At 59.9% G+C, this 19,740-nt stretch carries 19 protein-coding genes; 13 read left to right on the forward strand and 6 right to left on the reverse strand.

What is annotated here, in order from left to right; all coding sequences use genetic code 11:
• Window positions 1-313 precede the first annotated feature (313 nt).
• Entirely contained in the window at window positions 314-1,834 is a 1,521-nt protein-coding gene (gene exaC, locus OYW20_RS03835) for an acetaldehyde dehydrogenase ExaC (RefSeq protein ID WP_268801036.1), read from the reverse strand.
• A gap of 299 nt (window positions 1,835-2,133) precedes the next feature.
• On the opposite strand from exaC, the gene OYW20_RS03840 reads away from it, so the two are divergent.
• The 4 genes from OYW20_RS03840 to OYW20_RS03855 all read left to right on the forward strand — a co-directional run bounded on the left by OYW20_RS03840 (window position 2,134) and on the right by OYW20_RS03855 (window position 6,449).
• Complete coding sequence (locus OYW20_RS03840) at window positions 2,134-4,038, forward strand: sigma-54-dependent Fis family transcriptional regulator (RefSeq protein WP_268799412.1); 1,905 nt, start codon at window positions 2,134-2,136, stop codon at window positions 4,036-4,038.
• Window positions 4,039-4,190: 152 nt separating this feature from the next.
• On the forward strand, window positions 4,191-5,540 hold the full coding sequence (gene mpl, locus OYW20_RS03845) for a UDP-N-acetylmuramate:L-alanyl-gamma-D-glutamyl-meso-diaminopimelate ligase (RefSeq protein WP_268799413.1): 1,350 nt from the start codon (window positions 4,191-4,193) through the stop codon (window positions 5,538-5,540).
• Window positions 5,537-6,166, forward strand: coding sequence for a flavin prenyltransferase UbiX (gene ubiX, locus OYW20_RS03850; RefSeq protein ID WP_268799414.1), 630 nt, complete (start codon window positions 5,537-5,539; stop codon window positions 6,164-6,166). Before mpl ends, ubiX begins: the two co-directional genes overlap by 4 nt.
• Window positions 6,159-6,449, forward strand: coding sequence for a YceK/YidQ family lipoprotein (locus OYW20_RS03855; protein ID WP_268799415.1), 291 nt, complete (start codon window positions 6,159-6,161; stop codon window positions 6,447-6,449). Before ubiX ends, OYW20_RS03855 begins: the two co-directional genes overlap by 8 nt.
• Window positions 6,450-6,496: 47 nt before the next feature.
• On the opposite strand, the gene OYW20_RS03860 is transcribed toward OYW20_RS03855, so the two are convergent.
• The 3 genes from OYW20_RS03860 to OYW20_RS03870 form a co-directional block, all read right to left on the reverse strand.
• Window positions 6,497-7,138: an NAD(P)H-binding protein gene (locus OYW20_RS03860; RefSeq protein ID WP_268799416.1), complete on the reverse strand. Its 642-nt coding sequence runs from the start codon at window positions 7,136-7,138 to the stop codon at window positions 6,497-6,499.
• Window positions 7,139-7,261: 123 nt separating this feature from the next.
• Window positions 7,262-8,989, reverse strand: coding sequence for a C13 family peptidase (locus OYW20_RS03865; protein ID WP_268799417.1), 1,728 nt, complete (start codon window positions 8,987-8,989; stop codon window positions 7,262-7,264).
• Between the two features lie 139 nt (window positions 8,990-9,128).
• Entirely contained in the window at window positions 9,129-9,584 is a 456-nt protein-coding gene (locus tag OYW20_RS03870; protein WP_268799418.1) for a MaoC family dehydratase, read from the reverse strand.
• Between the two features lie 207 nt (window positions 9,585-9,791).
• Here OYW20_RS03870 and OYW20_RS03875 point away from each other — a divergent pair, with 207 nt between their 5' ends.
• From OYW20_RS03875 to OYW20_RS03885, 3 genes are read left to right on the forward strand one after another with little or no spacing between them, the layout of a single operon-like run.
• On the forward strand, window positions 9,792-10,154 hold the full coding sequence (locus OYW20_RS03875) for a CidA/LrgA family protein (RefSeq protein WP_268799419.1): 363 nt from the start codon (window positions 9,792-9,794) through the stop codon (window positions 10,152-10,154).
• Window positions 10,151-10,867, forward strand: a complete 717-nt coding sequence (locus OYW20_RS03880) for an LrgB family protein (RefSeq protein ID WP_268799420.1) — start codon at window positions 10,151-10,153, stop codon at window positions 10,865-10,867. Before OYW20_RS03875 ends, OYW20_RS03880 begins: the two co-directional genes overlap by 4 nt.
• A 10-nt stretch (window positions 10,868-10,877) precedes the next feature.
• Entirely contained in the window at window positions 10,878-11,468 is a 591-nt protein-coding gene (locus OYW20_RS03885) for an LON peptidase substrate-binding domain-containing protein (RefSeq protein ID WP_268799421.1), read from the forward strand.
• Between the two features lie 57 nt (window positions 11,469-11,525).
• Here OYW20_RS03885 and OYW20_RS03890 read toward each other — a convergent pair whose 3' ends face one another.
• Entirely contained in the window at window positions 11,526-12,845 is a 1,320-nt protein-coding gene (locus tag OYW20_RS03890) for a bifunctional DedA family/phosphatase PAP2 family protein (RefSeq protein WP_268799422.1), read from the reverse strand.
• Window positions 12,846-12,848: 3 nt separating this feature from the next.
• On the reverse strand, window positions 12,849-13,532 hold the full coding sequence (locus tag OYW20_RS03895) for a DNA-3-methyladenine glycosylase (RefSeq protein ID WP_268799423.1): 684 nt from the start codon (window positions 13,530-13,532) through the stop codon (window positions 12,849-12,851).
• Window positions 13,533-13,780: 248 nt separating this feature from the next.
• Between OYW20_RS03895 and OYW20_RS03900 the strand changes: the two genes are divergently transcribed.
• The 6 genes from OYW20_RS03900 (at window position 13,781) to rodA (ending at window position 19,740) form a co-directional block, all read left to right on the forward strand.
• Window positions 13,781-15,055, forward strand: coding sequence for a glutamate-5-semialdehyde dehydrogenase (locus tag OYW20_RS03900; protein ID WP_268799424.1), 1,275 nt, complete (start codon window positions 13,781-13,783; stop codon window positions 15,053-15,055).
• A 70-nt stretch (window positions 15,056-15,125) separates the two neighbouring features.
• Entirely contained in the window at window positions 15,126-15,752 is a 627-nt protein-coding gene (gene nadD, locus OYW20_RS03905; protein WP_268801037.1) for a nicotinate-nucleotide adenylyltransferase, read from the forward strand.
• Window positions 15,753-15,768: 16 nt separating this feature from the next.
• Window positions 15,769-16,197 (forward strand): ribosome silencing factor, encoded by a 429-nt coding sequence (gene rsfS, locus OYW20_RS03910; protein ID WP_268799425.1) that lies wholly within the window; start codon window positions 15,769-15,771, stop codon window positions 16,195-16,197.
• 9 nt (window positions 16,198-16,206) lie between these two features.
• On the forward strand, window positions 16,207-16,674 hold the full coding sequence (gene rlmH, locus OYW20_RS03915; protein WP_268799426.1) for a 23S rRNA (pseudouridine(1915)-N(3))-methyltransferase RlmH: 468 nt from the start codon (window positions 16,207-16,209) through the stop codon (window positions 16,672-16,674).
• Between the two features lie 32 nt (window positions 16,675-16,706).
• Entirely contained in the window at window positions 16,707-18,605 is a 1,899-nt protein-coding gene (gene mrdA, locus OYW20_RS03920; RefSeq protein WP_268799427.1) for a penicillin-binding protein 2, read from the forward strand.
• Window positions 18,606-18,636: 31 nt separating this feature from the next.
• A complete protein-coding gene (gene rodA, locus OYW20_RS03925) occupies window positions 18,637-19,740 on the forward strand; it encodes a rod shape-determining protein RodA (protein ID WP_268801038.1) in 1,104 nt (367 codons plus the stop codon).

The raw sequence follows: 19,740 nt of genomic DNA on the forward strand, positions 1-19,740 counted from the left end.
CTGCCGACTGTTGGAAGCGATGCAAGCAATAAATACTCCATCGTGCTTCAAAGTGCCAATTGCAGGGCTGCATGGATCCGTCCACAACCGGTCATGGCAGTTACACGTCCCATTTTGGCGCACGATGATTTTGTTGGAGCGAGGCTTGCCCGCGAAGCTGACGACTGGGTTTGCCTGGCACAGCGCAGCTGACGGCCCGGTTTTACCTGACACTGCGGGTCGCAAGCTTCGCGGACGAACCTCGCCAGCAGTTTGCCCCTTAAACACCAATGGCCTCCGAAGAGGCCATTGGTTGTCTGTCACTCAAACCGATTTAGAAGAAGCCCAGCGGGTTGATGTCGTAGCTCACCAGCAGGTTTTTGGTTTGCTGATAGTGCTCAAGCGCGACCTTGTGGGTTTCACGACCGACGCCGGATTTCTTGTAACCGCCGAATGCGGCGTGCGCCGGGTACAAGTGGTAGCAGTTAGTCCACACACGACCAGCCTTGATCGCCCGGCCTACTCGGTACGCGCGGTTGATGTCACGGGTCCACAGGCCTGCGCCCAGGCCGAACTCGGTGTCGTTGGCGATGGCCAGCGCTTCGGCTTCATCCTTGAACGTGGTCACGCTGACCACTGGGCCGAAGATTTCTTCCTGGAACACGCGCATCTTGTTGTTGCCCTTGAGCAGCGTCGGCTGGATGTAATAGCCGGTCGACAGGTCGCCTTCCAGCTTTTCAACCTTGCCGCCGGTGAGCAGCTCGGCGCCTTCGCCCTGCGCGATCTCCAGGTAAGACAGGATTTTGTCGAACTGCTGCTGAGACGCCTGTGCGCCGACCATGGTGTCGGTATCCAGCGGGTCGCCGCGTTTGATTTTCAGGACCTTCTGCATCACCACTTCCATGAACTGCGGGTAGATCGACTCTTGAACCAGGCAGCGGGAAGGGCAGGTGCAGACTTCGCCCTGATTGAAGAAGGCCAGCACCACGCCTTCAGCGGCCTTGTCGATGAACTCGGGCTCGGCCTGCATGATGTCTTCGAAGAAGATGTTCGGCGATTTGCCGCCCAGCTCAACGGTGGAGGGGATGATGCTGTCAGCGGCCAGCTTCATGATGTGCGAGCCAACCGGCGTGGAACCTGTGAAAGCGATCTTGGCGATGCGCTTGCTGCTGGCCAGCGCTTCGCCCGCTTCACGTCCATAACCCTGCACCACGTTGAGCACGCCTTTTGGCAGCAAATCGCCGATCAATTCCATCAGTACGGTGATGCCCAGCGGCGTTTGCTCGGCCGGTTTGAGGACGATGCAATTGCCCGCTGCCAACGCTGGCGCGAGTTTCCAGGCGGCCATCAGAATCGGGAAGTTCCACGGGATGATCTGCCCGACCACGCCCAGCGGTTCGTGAATGTGATAGGCCACGGTATTGCCGTCGATTTCGGCAGCGCTGCCTTCCTGGGCGCGCAGTACGCCTGCGAAATAACGGAAATGATCGACCGCCAGTGGAATGTCCGCGTTGAGGGTTTCGCGCACGGCCTTGCCGTTGTCCCAAGTTTCGGTGATGGCCAGTACTTCAAGGTTCTGTTCGATGCGATCAGCGATTTTGAGCAGGGTCAGCGAACGCTCCTGCACGGAGGTCTTGCCCCACGCATCGGCAGCGGCATGGGCTGCGTCGAGGGCTTTGTCGATGTCTTCGGCGGTCGACCGAGGGAACTCAGCGATCAACTTGCCGGTGATGGGCGAGGTGTTTTCAAAGTACTGGCCTTTGACCGGTGCGACAAATTCGCCACCGATGTAGTTGCCGTATTTGGTTTTGAAGGTAACGAGGGCGCCTTCAGTACCGGGATGGGCGTAACGCATGGTGAATATCTCCTGGCTCTTGTGATTGTCGGGGATAACGCGCTGCTGCGCTTGTGCAAAAGCGTAGAGCAAGGCGCGGGCCACTGCCTTGTCGACCCATGAATTCGGCGGTTTGAGCGGCATTGCCTCGTCTAATCGCGGCGCGCTGCATCAAGGTCGGTACAGGGTGGGTGACACTTTGTACCGAATCCGGCACAGCTCGCCCGATTCAGGCTTTGGTGGCATTGCATTGAGCGGGAGCGAGGAGGATGCTGGTCGGCGACTCCCCCGGCGAACAGTAAACCCGGAGAACAATAAAAATGCTCAGCAGTCACCTGACGCAACATGCCCGGCAAGTCTTGACCTTTGCACAAGGCAAGGGCCACCAAGATGGCCCGGGCAGTGACCCCTCCATTGCGCGCTCCTGGCTGCGCTGCCTGCAGGAACATCATCTTGACCCCGCCCAACCGATGGCGCCGACCGTGCTTGAGCATGCGCGCGTGCTCGAAAGCCGTGAGCGGCTGCAGCAGGTGTTGAAGATCGCCGGGGCAGAAATGAACAGTCTTCATCAGCAGCTATCAGGCGGTAACGCCGTGCTGCTTACCGACGCCCGTGGCGTGATCCTCAATTGCGTGACAGAGGCGGGCGAACGCAAGGTTTTCGAGCGCGCCGGGCTGTGGCTCGGTGCCGACTGGAGTGAAGCCCGCGAGGGCACCAATGGCATCGGAACCTGCTTGGTGGAGCGTCAGTCGCTGACCATTCATCGCGACGAACATTTCCGAGGACGTCACACCGGGCTGACCTGTTCTGCCAGCCCGGTGTTCGATCCCCATGGTGAATTGCTGGCTGTGCTCGATGTGTCGTCGGCGCGACACGATGTCTCGCGCCAGAGCCAGTTCCACACCATGGCGCTGGTCAGTCTGTCGGCCAAGATGATCGAGAGCGGTTACTTTCTGCGCCATTTCGATGATCAGTGGCTGCTGCGTTTTCATTTGCAGGCGGGCTCAGTGGGGTTGTTCAGCGAAGGGTTGCTGGCATTCGACGGTGAGGGCCGAGTCAGCGCATTGAACCAGAGCGCTTTGAATCTGCTCGGTCCTGGACGCGGCGATGTGATCGGCAAACCGGTCGAGACGTTGTTCGATTGCTCGCTGGACACGCTGATGAGCCGCGCCAGTGTCGAGGCTGTCGCAAGCTGGCCATTGCGCACGCGAGACGGGCGCGGATTCTTTGCCCTGCTGCGCGGGCGGTCGCCGTCTCCGCGCACAGCAACGCCGCCTCCGATCCACAAGCCCCCCGTTGTAAAGGGCCTGACGGGCATCTGTCTGATTGACCCCGCGCTGCAAACCGATTTTCGACGAGCGCTGCGGGTATTCGAGCGCGATGTACCGCTGCTGATCAACGGCGAAACCGGCTGCGGCAAGGAAGCCTTCGCCAAGGCCGTGCATCAGGCCAGCCAGCGCGCAACCAAGCCTTTCGTGGCACTCAACTGTGCAGCGATCCCTGAAAGCCTCATCGAGAGTGAGTTGTTTGGTTATCGCGGTGGCAGCTTTACCGGCGGGCGCAAGGAAGGCATGCGCGGCAAGTTGCAGCAGGCGGATGGCGGCACGCTGTTTCTCGATGAAATCGGCGACATGCCGGTGGCCCTTCAAACCCGTTTGCTGCGCGTGCTGGAGGATCGTCTGGTGGTGCCCATTGGTGGCGAGCCCCAGGCGGTGGACGTAAGAATCATCAGCGCGACTCACAGAAATCTTCAGTTGCGCGTGGAAGACGGCAGCTTTCGAGAAGACCTTTATTACCGCCTCAACGGGCTGGAAATCGGCTTGCCCGCGTTGCGCGACCGAAGCGACAAATCGCAGTTACTGGATTTTCTGCTGGCTCAGGAGTCGGCGGGGCAGGCGATTGAGCTTGAAGGTGAGGCGCGTCAATTGCTGCTGGATTTCAGCTGGCCGGGCAACGTGAGGCAGATGCGCACCGTGTTGCGGACACTGGCCGCGCTGTGTGAAGGGGATCAGATCACGGTGAGCGACCTGCCGACAGTGATTCGTGCGGGCAAGGGCCCGCCGGTTGCTGCGGTCAGTGAGTCACCGCTGGATGATGCCGAACGCACGGCACTGATCACCACGCTGCAATCCCAGAAGTGGCACATGACCCACGCCGCCCGGGAACTGGGTGTCAGCCGCAATACGCTCTATAGAAAGCTGCGCAAACACGGGATCAGCAGATGATGAGTCGACTGCCGGTTTTTGATTCTGCCCGGCAGATCGTCGGCAAGCCTGACTCCTCTGGCCTGCGGCCAAAAAGCAAAAGCGAAAAGCAATTGCCCCGTGCGCATTTACCGCCTCTACGCTAACCTGCGTCCATGTTTTAAGAGGTGGTCATGCACATTCATATTCTTGGTATTTGTGGCACGTTCATGGGCTCACTGGCGGTACTCGCCAAGGAACTGGGTCATAAAGTCACGGGCTCCGACGCCAACGTCTATCCGCCCATGAGCACACAATTGCAGGCTCAAGGTATCGAGCTGACACAAGGCTACGATCCCGCGCAACTTGATCCTGCGCCTGATGTGGTCGTCATCGGCAACGCTCTGTCTCGCGGCAACCCTGCCGTCGAATACCTCCTCAACAAGGGCCTGCCTTATGTGTCGGGCCCGCAGTGGTTGGCCGATCACGTCTTGCAAGGTCGCTGGGTGCTGGCCGTTGCCGGGACGCACGGCAAGACCACCACCAGCAGCATGTTGGCCTGGGTGCTGGAGCACGCAGGCATGGCGCCCGGTTTCCTGATTGGCGGTGTGCCGCAGAACTTCGCGGTCTCGGCCAGGCTTGGGGATACGCCGTTCTTCGTGGTCGAGGCCGACGAATACGACAGCGCGTTTTTCGACAAGCGCTCGAAGTTCGTGCATTACCGACCGCGCACCGCGATTCTCAATAACCTTGAGTTCGATCACGCCGACATCTTCCCGGATCTCCCATCCATCGAGCGTCAATTTCATCATCTGGTGCGCACCATCCCGAGCGAAGGCCTGGTCATTCATCCGACCACAGAGCCTGCGCTGCAACGCGTTATCGAGATGGGCTGTTGGACGCCGGTGCAAACCACCGGTCACGACGGGCAGTGGCAGGCGAAGTTGCTCAGCGAAGACGGCTCGCGGTTCGAGGTGATCTTTGAAGGTGTGGCCCAAGGCACTGTCGACTGGGACATGACCGGTCAGCACAACGTCGCCAACGCGCTGGCTACCTTGGCAGCGGCGCGCCATGTCGGCGTAGTGCCGCAGCAAGGCGTTGCCGCGCTGAGCGCCTTCAAGAGCGTGAAGCGGCGTATGGAAAAGGTGGCTGAAGTGCACGGCATTACTATTTATGACGATTTTGCTCATCATCCGACCGCCATCGCGACCACGCTCGATGGCTTGCGCAAGAAGGTCGGTGATTCGCCGATCATCGCCATCATCGAGCCGCGCTCCAACTCCATGAAGCTCGGCGCTCACCGCGAGGGATTGCCGGAAAGCGTTGTTCAGGCTGACCAAGTGATTTGGTACGCGCCTGCCAATCTGGGCTGGGATCTGGCGGGTACCGCCGCGCAATGCTCGGTGCCGTCGCAGGTTTTTGATTCGCTGGAGGGCATCATCGAGCGGGTCAAGTCCCAGGCCCAGCCCGGTACCCATGTGGTCATCATGAGCAACGGCGGCTTCGGCGGCCTGCATGGCAAGTTGGCAGAGGCACTGCAATGAGCGGCCCGGAACGCATCACCCTCGCAATGACCGGAGCGTCCGGCGCGCAATATGGACTTCGTCTGCTCGACTGCCTGGTGCGCGAAGACCGCGAAGTGCATTTTTTGATTTCCAAGGCTGCGCAGTTGGTGCTGGCGACCGAAACCGACGTTTCGCTGCCGCCCAAGCCGCAGATGATGCAGGCATTTCTGACTGAATACACTGGCGCTGCTGCTGGCCAGATTCGGGTGTACGGCAAGGAAGACTGGATGTCGCCGGTGGCGTCTGGTTCCGGTGCCCCGAGTGCGATGGTGGTGGTGCCGTGCTCCACGGGCTCGCTGTCCGCGATTGCCAGCGGTGCCTGTAACAACCTCATCGAACGCGCGGCGGACGTCACGCTTAAAGAGCGTCGGCAGTTGATTCTGGTGCCCCGCGAAGCGCCGTTTTCCAGCATTCACCTGGAGAACATGCTCAAGCTGTCGAACATGGGCGCGGTGATTCTGCCGGCTTCGCCTGGGTTCTATCACCAGCCGCAGACGATTGACGACCTGATCGACTTTGTCGTCGCCCGGATTCTCAATCTGTTGAATGTTCCGCAGGACATGCTGCCGCGTTGGGGGGAGCATCACTTTGGCGCGGATGAATAAGAAGCTGGTGGCCGTCGCCCTCGGCTTCTTGCTCACCACTGGATGCGCCACCGTAAGCACCCTTGATGCGAATCAGCCAGGTGCGCCCGTCGTTTACTCGGGCACGCGGCTGGATTTGTATGCCATGGAGGGCGGTTGCTGCGCGAAGGACCGGTTCGGCACCGAAGCCCCGAAATACCCCGCGCTGGACCTGCCGGGCAGCGCGCTGCTGGATACCCTGCTCCTGCCGTTGTCGCTGCTGACTGCGCTGGGCGTCGGGTTTCAAGCGACAGGCGGTTTGTAGCCTCGCGAATCAATTCGAGCCTACACATTCTCCCTGCCCCAACCTCGTTACTTGCCCAATCGGCGCAACTCATCGGACTCGACGATTCTGACGCCGTCTTGCTCTTCCAGCGCCAGGCGCCATAACGCTCGGGCCAGGGTCAGGGCTTCGATGCCGCCGTATTTGCCCGGGATCAACTTTGACAGTGGCGCCGCCAGTTGCTCGACCAGACGCTGATCCTGGCGCTCGCCAATCAACAGTGAAGGGCGGGCGATGGTCAGTTGTGGCCACTTCTGCGCTTTGAGGCCTTCTTCCATCTCGCCTTTCACGCGGCTGTAGAAAATACTCGATTCAGGGTCGGCGTTCACCGCGCTGATGACCAGCAGATGGCGTGCGCCTAGTTCGCGAGCGCGTGCCCCGAACGCGATGACCATGTCTTTATCGACCGCGTTGAAAGCTTCCTGCGAGCCTGCCTGTTTGATCGTCGTGCCCAGGCAGCAATAAGCGATATCGACCTGACCCCCTAGCGCGGGGAGCAGCGAAGTAAATTCGCCGACGGGATTTTCAAGGTGAGGGTGCTCAGCCAAGGGGCGGCGGCTGGGCGCCAGTACGCGGCTGACGGTGGGCTCATTAAGCAGGCGATCGAGCAAGTGTTCGCCCGTCAGTCCGGTGGCTCCGGCAAGCAAGATGTGTTGCGGCGTCAAGTACATGGTCATTCTCCCTTGATACGGCTCAGCTTAGGCGATCTGGACACACTGCTCGCAGGCACAACCATGAAATATGATTTACCCGGTCGCCAGTCCTTCTCCTGCGCTGCGTTTTTCAGCCGGCGCTTAGTGAGTGCTGGCTGCTTTCACGTCCTTGCGCACTGACACCGTATTGAGCGCGCGCTCTGCCTGGCTTTTGCGAAATTGCGTCCAGTGCGCGACGACGCCCTTGGGTGCCCAGATCTGCGGCTCGGAGGCTTCGAAGTTTTCAGCGATTTCTCGCTGGGCAACCAGCTGGCGGGCCTCGTTGAAAGCCTGCTGCAAGTCATCGGTTTCGACTAATGCCTTGCCGAATAGTGCCTCGCCGAAGTAGGTAAAGTCGGCTTCTTCCGAACAGCCAAACGAGACACGGTCTTCTCTGGACGCCGTGATGACCATGGTTTTTTCATCTTTGATGGCCGGAATGAAACCGCCTGAGTAGCAGGCAGAAATCACGACCACCTTGTCGCGATTCCTCAGCGGCTGCAGCGCGGCGGCCAGTTCATCGGCCGGCAGGTCTGCCAGCTCCAGACGCGGCTGGTCCAGCACCAGTTCGTGCTCGTGAGTGCCGTGGCTGGTCAGGTAGATGAAAATCAAATCCTCCGGACCGCTACGCAGCGCAAGCGTCTGAATCGCGCGGCTGATGGTTTCCCGGGTTGCCAGCGGCCGATCGCTCATGTGATCGCGGTGGTTGACCAGGCTGATCTGCCCAAAGGCGCCAAAGCGGGTGCTGAGCAGGTTGCTGACGTAATCGGCCTCACGCATGAATACGCTTTGCTTGCCGTCGCCTCCGACCACCAGGCTGTAAAGCTCAATGGACGGCGTCGATACCGGCACCGCCGCCAATGCCTTGTCGAGCAGGGCACCTTGGGCAAGCAGGCCGATTTCAAGGGGATCGGGCAGCAGCTTGCCTTTGGCGTCGCGTACACGCTGGCCGTTGGCCCAGGTTCCGCTCTGCACGCTGCCGTCGGCCGAAATCAGAACGCCTTGGCCTTCGTAATTGTCATTGGTGAAATGGCCGACAAAGATGCTGCCGTCGCCCATGGTCAGACGGCCTTCACCGGCGTAGCGCCAATTCCGGAACTGGCCCTGATAGTGGCTGCCATCGGAGCCAACCAACTCGCCTTTGCCGGTAAACGCACCGTCCTTGAATTGCCCGACCCACACGTCACCGTCACTGTTTTCATACCGACCGCGGCCATCGAGCTGGTTGTTGCGAAACCCACCGATGTACTGATCTCCGTCGGCACTGGTGAAATTGCCGTTGCCTTCGAGCTGGCCGTTGACGAACTTACCGCTGAACTGGTTCCCGGCGGCGTCGCTGCGCTGGCCTTCGCCGTGGGGTTTACCCTTGGAGAACTGGCCTTGGTACTCACTGCCGTCGCTTAATTCAAGGCGGCCCAAGCCGTCATACATATCGGCTTTGAAAGCGCCGCGGTACGTCATGCCGCGTTCTTTGAGCGTGCCTTCGCCCTCACGCCGGCCCAATTTGTAGCCGCCGACAAAGCTGGTGCCGCTGGTGGTGGTCAAGGAGCCCTGGCCGTCAAACAGGCCATTCTCGAATCCGCCCTTGTAGATGTCGCCGTTGCTGGCGTGCCATTCACCCTGACCGCTCCACCGGCCGTTCCTGAACTCCCCGGCATACCAACTGCCGTTGGGGTAGTCGATCCGGCCTTGTCCTTCGAGGAAGCCGTTGACCACGTTGCCGCGATAACGCCCGCCATCGGGCAGGCGAGCGTCCGGTGGCGACAGGGATTCACCGTCACCGCAGGCGGTCAGCAATAAAATCAGGGCGAGTGGAGCAAGCGCGCGCATGGTAAATCCCGAGAATTGGATGTTTCGGCGTGATCGGGCGCACTTGGACAGACTCCAGGTCCCGCAGCCGCAGCGAGTATGCCGCAGCGGGGAAGCCTCATGAAACAGTCTGTAACGACTGTTTCATGATTCAGACGGGTTACACGAAGCAGAGCGACAGAGGCTCGGCAATAAATGCGGGTTTTTCCTGGCCCTCTATTTCCAGCGTGGCCGTGGCTTTGAGCAGCCATTGACCGGGTTTCTTCTCGATCACTTGCGTCAGCGCGACTTTTAGACGAACGCGCGAGTCGACCTTGACCGGCTGGATGAAGCGCACGCTGTCGAGGCCATAATTGAGGACCATCTTCAAGCCTTCTGGCAGCACCAGCAGCGACTCCATCAGTTTTGGCATCAGTGACAACGACAGAAATCCGTGAGCGATGGTCGAGCCAAAAGGCGTCTGGGCTGCCTGGACCGGATCGACGTGAATGAACTGATAGTCGCCTGTGGCTTCAGCGAACAGATTGATACGCGCCTGATCGATGGTCAGCCATTCGGAATATCCCAGCTCTTTGCCTTCATAACTCTTGAGTGCTGCAACAGGTACATACGGCATCGGTACTCTCCTTGCGAATCGGCTCTGTCATGTTTTTTTGTTTTTCGGTTGCTCTACGGCCAAAGCCTCGCTCAATAGATCTGCGTTCTAAATGAAGATCAGCATGGCATCTGACGTCGGTCAACAATCCCCTCGCTGGCGAATACCGCTCCATAGCCACCAAGGCAGCATGCTTATAATGGCGGCGCGAAATAGCAGGAGTTTTTTATGTTGCTCAGAGGCCTGACCTGGCTGGTGCTGTTCCAATTGCTCGGAACCGCGCTCAATCATTTGTTCCTTTCGATGTTGCCTGGGCCAATCATTGGCCTGGTGCTGTTGATGATTTACCTCATGACCCGTGGCGAAGTCAGCGAGCCGATCAGCCTGGCCGCGAGCAGTTTGCTGCGCTATCTGCCGCTGTTACTGGTGCCGCCGGCGGTGGGCGTCATGGTCTACGCCAACCAGATCGCCGAGGATTTCTGGGCGATTGTTGGCTCGCTGGTGCTGTCGCTGATGATCTCACTGACCTTCGCCGGCTGGCTGATGCAGAAACTCATCCACCGTCAGGCGCGTCGCCGGGAGCCATCATGAGTCTCGATTGGCAGGGAGCATGGCTGTCGGTGATTCATCACCCGCTGTTCGGCATTGCGATCACGCTGGGCGCCTATCAGTTGGTGCTCGCAGGCTATGAAAAGACGCGTTGGGTGTTTCTGCAGCCGGTACTGATCTCGATGCTGGTCGTGATCTGTGTGCTGGTGTTCTGTGGCCTGAACTACGCCGAGTACCGCAAAAGCACAGAAATCCTCAGCATCCTGCTCGGTCCGGCTACGGTGGCGCTGGCGGTTCCGCTTTATCTGAATTTGCGGCGGATTCGGCAGTTGTTTTGGCCGGTCTTGACTACGCTGGTGATTGGCGGAGTGATGGCGACCGGCCTTTGTGTCGCGCTGGGCTGGATGATGGGGGCTAATCACATGATCCTGATGACCATGGCGCCCAAGTCAGTCACCTCGCCGATCGCCATGCTGGTGGCCGAGCAGATCGGCGGCGTGGCGGCGCTGGCAGCGGTTTTCGTTTTGATTACTGGCGTGATTGGAGGTATTTTCGGGCCCGGCCTGCTGACGCTTGCAGGTGTGCAAAGCCCTGCAGCGCGCGGCATGGCGCTGGGGCTAACGGCGCACGCGGTTGGCACTTCGGCGGCGTTGCAGGAAGGTGAGGAGTGCGGCGCGTTTGCGGCACTGGGAATGAGTTTGATGGGTGTTGCCACGGCGCTGTTTTTGCCGTTGGCGGTGTCTCTGGTCGCTTGAGGAAGGTTCTATGTCGCTGCCGTTGTTCCCGCTGAACGCTGTGCTTTTTCCAGGGTGTGTTCTCGATTTGCAGTTATTCGAGGCGCGCTATCTGGACATGATTGGACGCTGCATGAAACAGGGCGAAGGCTTTGGCGTTGTGTGTATCACCGAGGGCAGTGAGGTCGGTGATGTGCCTGACGGGATTTCGCTAATCGGCTGCGAGGCCCTGGTGACCGACTTTCAACAGCAGGACAACGGTCTGCTGGGCATCCGTGTCATTGGCGGCCGTCGGTTTCGGGTCATCAGCGCTGACACCCAGAAAGACCAGCTATTGATTGGCCAGGTGCAATGGCTTGAAGAGCCGGCCGACAATCCATTGCAGGAAGAAGATGATGATCTGGTCGCGCTGCTTGCCGCACTGGCTGAGCACCCGATGGTCGCTGCGTTGAACATGGGGTTAACCGCCAGCGGACAACAGTCACTGTCCAACCAGTTGGCCTACCTGCTGCCGTTCACGGAGGAGGCCAAGATCGAGTTGCTGGAAATCGACGACGCCGAAGAGCGGCTGGATGCGATTCAGGAGCTGCTCGATCAGATGCAGGGCGATATACAGATTTGAGGCCCAGATGAGGGGCTGCGCAGCAGCCCCGTGGATAATCGACAAGTTGGCGTGAGGCTATCCGTACTGATAGCGAATCACGCCATGGGCGAAGGTATGAACCGCGAACCCGCCAAACAGCGCCACCATCAGCGGCAATAACAGCCACCACACTTTGATCGGCAACGCGGGCAGCGACATTTTGTTCTGCACGAAGGCCAGGCTGGTCGAACAGGCGAAAAACGCCAGCAGCATGCCTGCCAGCACATCAGTCGGCCAATGCACGCCTAAATAGACCCGCGACATTGCAATCGACGCCGCCGGGATCGTACCCAGCAATATCCACGTCAGCCGCAATCGAGCCGGTTGCCCGCGACCTGCCAACACGGCGAGTGCCATAAACAACGCAAATGACGCCGAGGCATGTCCGCTTGGCATGCTGAATGTGGTCAATGGCTCGGTCAGCACCTCAGGACGGGCGCGGGCAAAGGTGTGCTTCATACTCTGGTTGATGAGCGCGGCACCCAGCGTGGTTGCACCCGCGAAGATCGCGTGGCGCCATTGCCGGGTGACGACCAGCACAATCAACAGCAACGCAGCGGCGCAGAACTGGGTCCTGAAATCCCCCAGGCCCGTGACCAGAATGACGAAGTTTTGCGCGACCTCGCTGCGATGCTCTTGCACCAGCGCCATGACGCCCTGGTCCAGTTGCGCAAGGTACGGCCAGCCCAGAAACACTGCAAACAACAGGATGAAGCTGGCCAGCGCTATCAGTTTGGTGGCGTAGCGCTTGCCCCTGATGCTGCTCTGAATGGCAATCCCCAGTAGCACCGCGAGCCCTGCGCCCACGACCGCTGCCTGTGGCCAGAAGCCTTCGGGCAGTGGCAGACGAATGGCTGCGCCCGCCGCCCAGCCGGGCAGAATGTAGGCAATGGACCAGCCCGCCGCCGCGACAATGCTCACCCCGGCGAAACGCACCACTGGCATGTCGAACATGCCAGCCACCATCGGCAGCATCGGCCGAAGTGGGCCGATGAAGCGTCCTACCAGAAGACTGGCGATGCCGTAGCGCTGAAAGTAGGTTTCCGCACTGCCAATCCATTCCGGATGAGTGCGCAGGAAGGGCAACTGCCGAATGTTCTGATGAAACTTTCGACCGAGAAAATACGACACTGCATCGCCCAGCAATCCGCCCAGGAACCCCAGCAGCAGCGCCTCGCTCAGCGGCAGAATCCCGCTGCCCGCCAACGCAGCGATGGCAAACAGCACCACTGTGCCGGGAACGATGATGCCGGCAATGGCCAGACATTCGATGAACGCCACCAGAAAAATCGCCACGCTGAGCCACGAAGGATTCGCGGTCAGCCACGCAGTGATGCTGTCGAGCCATGCGCCCATGGGTCAGTTTCCTTGATCGATGAAAAGGTAGTCCCGGCCTTCGACTTGCCCGCGTCTCAGGGGGTTCCGTGTACAAAAGCGCGCATAAATGGCGTCCACGAAGCGGTACATCAGGTGTTCGTCACGCCCGCTCGGGATGCCTAACCGGGTGGTCTGGATGACACGTTGCGGGGTTTGCCCTACGTCGTCGACGAACAAACGCTCCTGATCGAATCGCTGCGCGTCCCACATCGGCACCTTCAGGCCGAGTGCCTTGCACAGCAGGGTCTGACCGGCGCACAACCGCTCTGGCGTGCGGACTTCGCCACTGGCGTTGGGGTTGTTGAGGAGCATTTGCGCCAGGCTGTTTTCATTGGAAAGCGCATCCACCCATGGATAGGCCGACTTGATCAAAACGGCGTTGCCCGGACCTTCGGCACTGAAGTTGAGGGAGTCCCCACCGCGGGCGTAATACATGTAGATATGGCCGCCATCCAGAAACAAAGCCTTACGCTTTTCTGTGTAACCGAGGGAGGCATGACTGCCTTTTTCGGCGCAGTAATACGCTTCCGTTTCAATGATCCGTGCCGACAACCACAGATCCCCCACCTTGTGCCGGATGACCTTGCCCAGCAAGTCGCGGGCGAGGGTTTGCGCATCGCGGTGGAAAAAACTGTCGGGGAGGGCGTTGGGCGATTCGTTGGACATTAAGTACAGGCTGGCGGCGGGATGGAGGCGTGATGATAGCAACATCAGTCTTAATTGAAGCTGAACAGCTAAAGCAGCTCTTGCTGGCGCGAGTGGGCGGGATTCCGACTTGCCCACTCGCTCCAACAGTTAGCCTTTTTCACCCTGCGTTTGCGGCTTATATTGACCATCCGCCCCGCGCCGCTGTCGTTCGGCCCGCCCGACGGCTATAATCCGCCGCTTTCCTATTTGCCAAGACCTCTGAGACCATGACCGAGTCCGTTCTTGACTACATGACCCGTCTGGGTCGAGCCGCTCGCGAGGCTTCCCGCGTGATCGGTCGTGCCAGCACCGTGCAGAAAAACCGTGCCCTGCTGGCGACCGCCGCTGCGCTTGACGCTGCACGCGACGAATTGACCGCCGCCAACGAAATCGACCTGTCGGCTGGCCGCGCCAATGGCCTGGAACCTGCACTTATCGAACGCCTCGCCCTGACCCCCGCACGCATCGACAGCATGATCGTCGGGTTGCGTCAGGTGGCGAGTCTGCCTGACCCCATCGGCTCCCTTCGCGACATGAACTTCCAGCCTTCGGGTATTCAGGTCGGCAAAATGCGCGTGCCGCTGGGCGTTGTCGGCATCATCTATGAGTCGCGTCCGAACGTGACCATCGACGCCGCCAGCCTGTGCCTCAAGTCGGGCAACGCCACCATTCTGCGTGGTGGCTCCGAAGCCATTCACTCCAATCGTGCTATTGCAGCCTGCATTCAGCGCGGTCTGGCCGAGGCCGGTCTGCCCGCTGCCGTTGTGCAAGTGGTCGAAACCACTGACCGTGCAGCTGTCGGCGCATTGATCACCATGCCTGAGTACGTGGACGTCATCGTCCCGCGTGGTGGCAAAGGGTTGATCGAGCGCATCAGTCGCGACGCCAAGGTGCCGGTCATCAAGCACCTCGACGGCATCTGCCACGTCTACGTCAGTGCAGATGCGGATCTCGCGTCCGCCCAGCGTATCTGCTTCAACGCCAAGACCTATCGCTACGGCATCTGCGGCGCGATGGAAACGCTGCTGGTCGATCAGACCGTTGCAGCGCAGTTTCTGCCAGCGATGGCCGCGCAATTGCGTGAGAAGGGCGTCGAGTTGCGCGGCTGCGAGCTTACTCGCGACCTGGTCGAGGCCAATCCTGCGACTGAAGAAGACTGGCACACCGAGTATCTGGCGCCGATTCTGTCGATTCGTATCGTTGACGGCCTTGATCAGGCCATCGAACACATCAACCATTACGGCTCCCATCACAGCGACGCTATCGTTTCCGATCATCAGGGCCAGACACGGCGCTTCATGGCTGAAGTCGATTCAAGCTCTGTGATGGTCAACGCCCCGACCAGCTTCGCCGACGGCTTTGAGTACGGATTGGGTGCCGAGATCGGGATTTCTACTGATAAGATCCACGCCCGCGGTCCGGTCGGCCTCGAAGGCCTGACCTGCGAGAAGTACATCGTGATCGGCGACGGTCATCAGCTACGCGGCCAGGAGCCTGCCTGACTTGGCCCAAAACCGGCAGCCCGCTACCGACGGTGCGGACGCTGTGGTCAGAAAGCCCCTACGCATCGGCATGCTCGGCGGCACCTTCGACCCAGTGCATATTGGCCATCTGCGTGGCGCGCTGGAAGTGGCTGCGTTGCTTGAACTTGATGAGTTGCGCCTGACGCCCAGCGCCAGGCCGCCTCACCGCGATACGCCGCAAGTGTCCGCGCAAGACCGTCTGGCGATGGTTGAGTGCGCCGTCGCGGGCGTATTGCCACTGACGGTGGACGACCGCGAACTGAAGCGGGAAAAGCCGTCTTACACGATAGACACGCTGGAATCGATGCGCGCCGAACTGGCCGTCGATGATCAGTTGTTCCTGTTGCTGGGGTGGGATGCCTTTTGTGGGCTCCCAACCTGGCATCGTTGGGAAGAGTTGCTGGAGCACTGCCATATCGTGGTGCTGCAACGCCCGGACGCCGACAGCGAGTCGCCCGATGCCATGCGCAATTTGCTGGCGGCACGCGCGGTCAGCGATCCAAAGGCCCTGAAGGGGTCCGGCGGAAACATTACATTCGTCTGGCAGACGCCGCTTTCGGTGTCTGCCACCCAGATCCGCCAACTGCTGGCCAGCGGGAAGTCGGTACGTTTTCTGGTGCCAGACGCCGTACTGGCCTACATCGAGGCGCACGGACTTTACCGTGCGCCCAATTGAACTGAATGAGTTTTTTATGACAAAGCAAAAACACAACATCACCGGCGAAGAGCTGGTTGAACTGACCAAGGCCGCCCTGGAAGACGTTAAAGCCCAGGACATTCTGGTCATCGACGTAAAAGACAAGCACAGCCTGACCGACTACATGGTGATCGCCACCGGTACGTCGAACCGTCAGATCAACGCCATGCTCGACAAAGTACGTGAAAGCGTCAAAGCCAAGGGCGCACAGCCTTTGGGTGAAGAAGGCAAAGGCGAAAGTGACTGGGTTCTGCTGGACCTGGGCGATGTGATCGTCCACATGATGACCGCCGCAGCACGCCAGTTCTATGACCTGGAGCGCTTGTGGCTGGGTGTCGAGCAGAGCCGTGCCGCCAGCGCTGCACACCACAGCCCGGAAACACCTCATGAGCACTTTGACAAGCTCAACAAAGACCAGAACTAAGGGTTCGTCGTGCGTCTGCGTTTGATCGCCGTTGGTTCGCGCATGCCCAAGTGGGTGGAAGAAGGCTGGCATGAATATGCCAAGCGTCTGCCTTCGGAGCTTGCGCTCGACCTGGTTGAAATTCCGCTCAACACCCGAGGCAAGAATGCCGACGTTGCGCGCCTGATCCGTCAGGAAGGCGATGCGATGCTGGCAAAAGTGCAGCCGGGCGAGCGGATTGTCACCCTTGAGGTTCACGGCAAACCTTGGAGCACCGAGCAGCTGGCTGTCGAACTCGATCACTGGCGCCTGGATTCGCGCACCGTCAACCTGATGGTCGGTGGCCCTGAAGGACTGGCGCCGGAGGTGTGCGCGCGCGCAGAGCAGCGCTGGTCGTTGTCGCCTTTGACGCTGCCGCATCCGTTGGTGCGCATCCTCATCGGTGAGCAGATCTACCGCGCCTGGACTGTGCTGTCCGGGCACCCTTATCACAAATAGCGTTGCTGCCCTTTACTGTGAACACGCCCTAAATGTCTCAGCCGATTCGCCTGAAAGACCACGAGAAGGACGCACGTTTAGTGCGCAGCCGAGTCGTGGTCGGCGCAGTGGCGGTGATCGTTCTGATCTGCGTGTTGGTCGCACGGCTGTATTTCCTCCAAGTCATTCAATACGACTACCACTCGACGCTGTCGGAGAACAACCGCGTTCACGTGCAGCCGATCCCGCCGAGCCGAGGCCTGATCTACGACCGTAATGGTCTGGTGGTCGCGGATAACCGGCCCAGCTTCAGCCTGAGCATGACCCGCGAGCGATCCGGGGACTGGGCGCAGATTCTCGACACCATCGTTGAAGTGCTGGAGCTGACGCCGGACGACCGGGTCATCTTTGAAAAGCGCATGAAGCAAGGGCGTCGCCCGTTTGAGCCGGTGCCGATTCTATTTGAGCTGACTGAAGAGCAAATCGCCCGCGTTGCCGTTAACCAGTTCCGTTTGCCGGGCGTTGAAGTGGTCGCGCAGCTGGTGCGTCACTATCCGCAGGGCGCGCACTTTGCGCACTCGGTCGGGTACATGGGCCGCATCAACGAGAAAGAGCTGAAAACCCTCGATCCGGTCAACTACAGCGGTACCCACCACATCGGCAAGACCGGCATCGAGCGTTTCTACGAGCCGGAGTTGCACGGTCAGGTGGGTTACGAAGAGGTCGAGACCAATGCGCGTGGTCGAGTACTGCGCGTGCTCAAGCGTACCGATCCAGTGCCGGGCAAGGACATCGTCCTGAGCCTCGACATCAAGCTGCAGGAAGCTGCCGAAGCGGCGCTGGGCGGGCGGCGTGGTGCGGTGGTCGCGCTTGATCCGAACACGGGTGAAGTGCTGGCGATGGTCAGTCAGCCAAGTTTCGACCCCAACCTGTTTGTTACCGGTATCAGCTTCAAGGCGTACGCCGAGTTGCGTGATTCGGTGGATCGCCCGTTGTTCAACCGGATTCTTCGCGGCCTTTACCCGCCTGGCTCGACCATCAAGCCCGCCGTCGCGATTGCCGGACTGGACACGGGTGTGGTGACAGCGGGCACACGGGTGTTCGACCCCGGTTATTACCAGTTGCCCAACTACGACCACAAGTACCGGAACTGGAACCGCACGGGCGATGGCTGGGTAGACCTCGACACTGCGATCATGCGTTCCAACGACACCTACTTTTATGATCTGGCGCACAAGGTCGGCATCGATCGACTCTCTACTTACCTGAACAAGTTCGGTATCGGACAGAAAGTGTCACTGGATATGTTTGAAGAATCGCCCGGTCTCATGCCTTCACGGGACTGGAAGCGCATCACCCGTCGTCAGGCGTGGTTCCCTGGAGAGACGCTGATTCTGGGGATTGGCCAAGGCTACATGCAGGCCACTCCGCTGCAATTGGCGCAGGCCACAGCCTTGGTCGCGAACAAGGGCAAATGGAACAGACCGCATCTGGCGAAGACCATCGAAGGGCAGAAACCGGTCGACGACAACCCGATGCCTGATATCGTGCTGCGCGATCCGTCGGACTGGAACAAGGTCAATCACGGTATGCAGCAAGTGATGCACGGCGCGCGGGGTACTGCGCGCAAAGCGGCGATTGGCGCCCAGTACCGGATCGCCGGCAAAAGCGGCACCGCGCAGGTGGTTGCAATTCGCCAGGGTGAGAAGTACGACCGCACCAAGATTCAGGAGCGCCACCGTGACCACGCCTTGTTCGTCGGCTTCGCCCCCGCGGACAATCCCAAGATTGTCGTGGCGGTGATGGTCGAGAACGGTGAGTCCGGCTCCGGTGTGGCAGCGCCCGTTGTTCGCCAGGTGATGGACGCCTGGTTGCTGGACCCGCAAGGGCGTCTGAAAACTGAATACGCAAGTAGCACCCAGCCTCCGGAGACCGCGGCCCGTGAAGAGTAATTTCGACCGCATCCTGTCCAGTGAGGACGTGATGCGCCGCCGCGCCACGTTCCTGCAGAAAATCCATGTGGACGGCCCGCTGTTGATTCTGTTGCTGACGCTGGCTGCGGGCAGCTTGTTCGTTCTGTATTCGGCGAGCGGCAAAAGCTGGGATTTACTGATCAAGCAAGCCACATCGTTCGGTATCGGTCTGGTTTCGATGTTCGTCATCGCCCAGCTGGAGCCGCGTTTCATGGCGAGATGGGTGCCGGTAGCCTATGTCTTCGGCGTGCTGTTGCTGGTGGTGGTGGACGTCATGGGCCACAACGCCATGGGCGCCACCCGCTGGATCAACATCCCCGGCGTCATCCGGTTTCAGCCCTCCGAATTCATGAAAATCATCATGCCGGCGACGATCGCCTGGTACCTGTCCAAGCGCACGCTGCCGCCGCACCTCAAACATGTGGCGCTGAGTCTGGCGTTGATCGGCATCCCGTTCATTCTGATCGTGCGTCAGCCAGACCTCGGCACCTCGCTGCTGATCCTCGCGTCTGGCACCTTCGTATTGTTCATGGCCGGTTTGCGCTGGCGCTGGATCATCAGTGTGATTGCGGCGGCGGTGCCGGTGGCAGTGGCCATGTGGTTCTTCTTCATGCACGACTACCAGAAACAGCGAATCCTCACCTTCCTCGACCCTGAAAGCGATCCGCTGGGCACTGGCTGGAACATCATCCAGTCCAAGGCCGCGATTGGCTCGGGCGGTGTATTCGGTAAAGGCTGGTTGCTGGGTACCCAGTCGCACCTGGACTTTTTGCCTGAAAGTCACACCGACTTCATCATCGCGGTATTGGGCGAAGAGTTCGGGCTGGTCGGTATTTGCGCGCTTCTGCTTATCTATCTGCTGCTGATTGGTCGCGGTCTGGTGATCACCGCACAGGCCCAGACGCTTTACGGCAAGTTGCTCGCCGGCAGTCTGACCATGACATTTTTTGTTTACGTGTTCGTCAATATCGGTATGGTCAGCGGCTTGTTGCCGGTGGTGGGGGTGCCATTGCCCTTCATTAGCTACGGCGGAACTTCGCTGGTGACGCTGCTGTCAGCGTTTGGTGTTTTGATGTCGATCCATACCCATCGCAAATGGATCGCTCAGGTTTGA

The organism is Pseudomonas sp. BSw22131 (assembly GCF_026810445.1).
Taxonomy (GTDB): Bacteria; Pseudomonadota; Gammaproteobacteria; order Pseudomonadales; family Pseudomonadaceae; genus Aquipseudomonas; species Aquipseudomonas huanghezhanensis.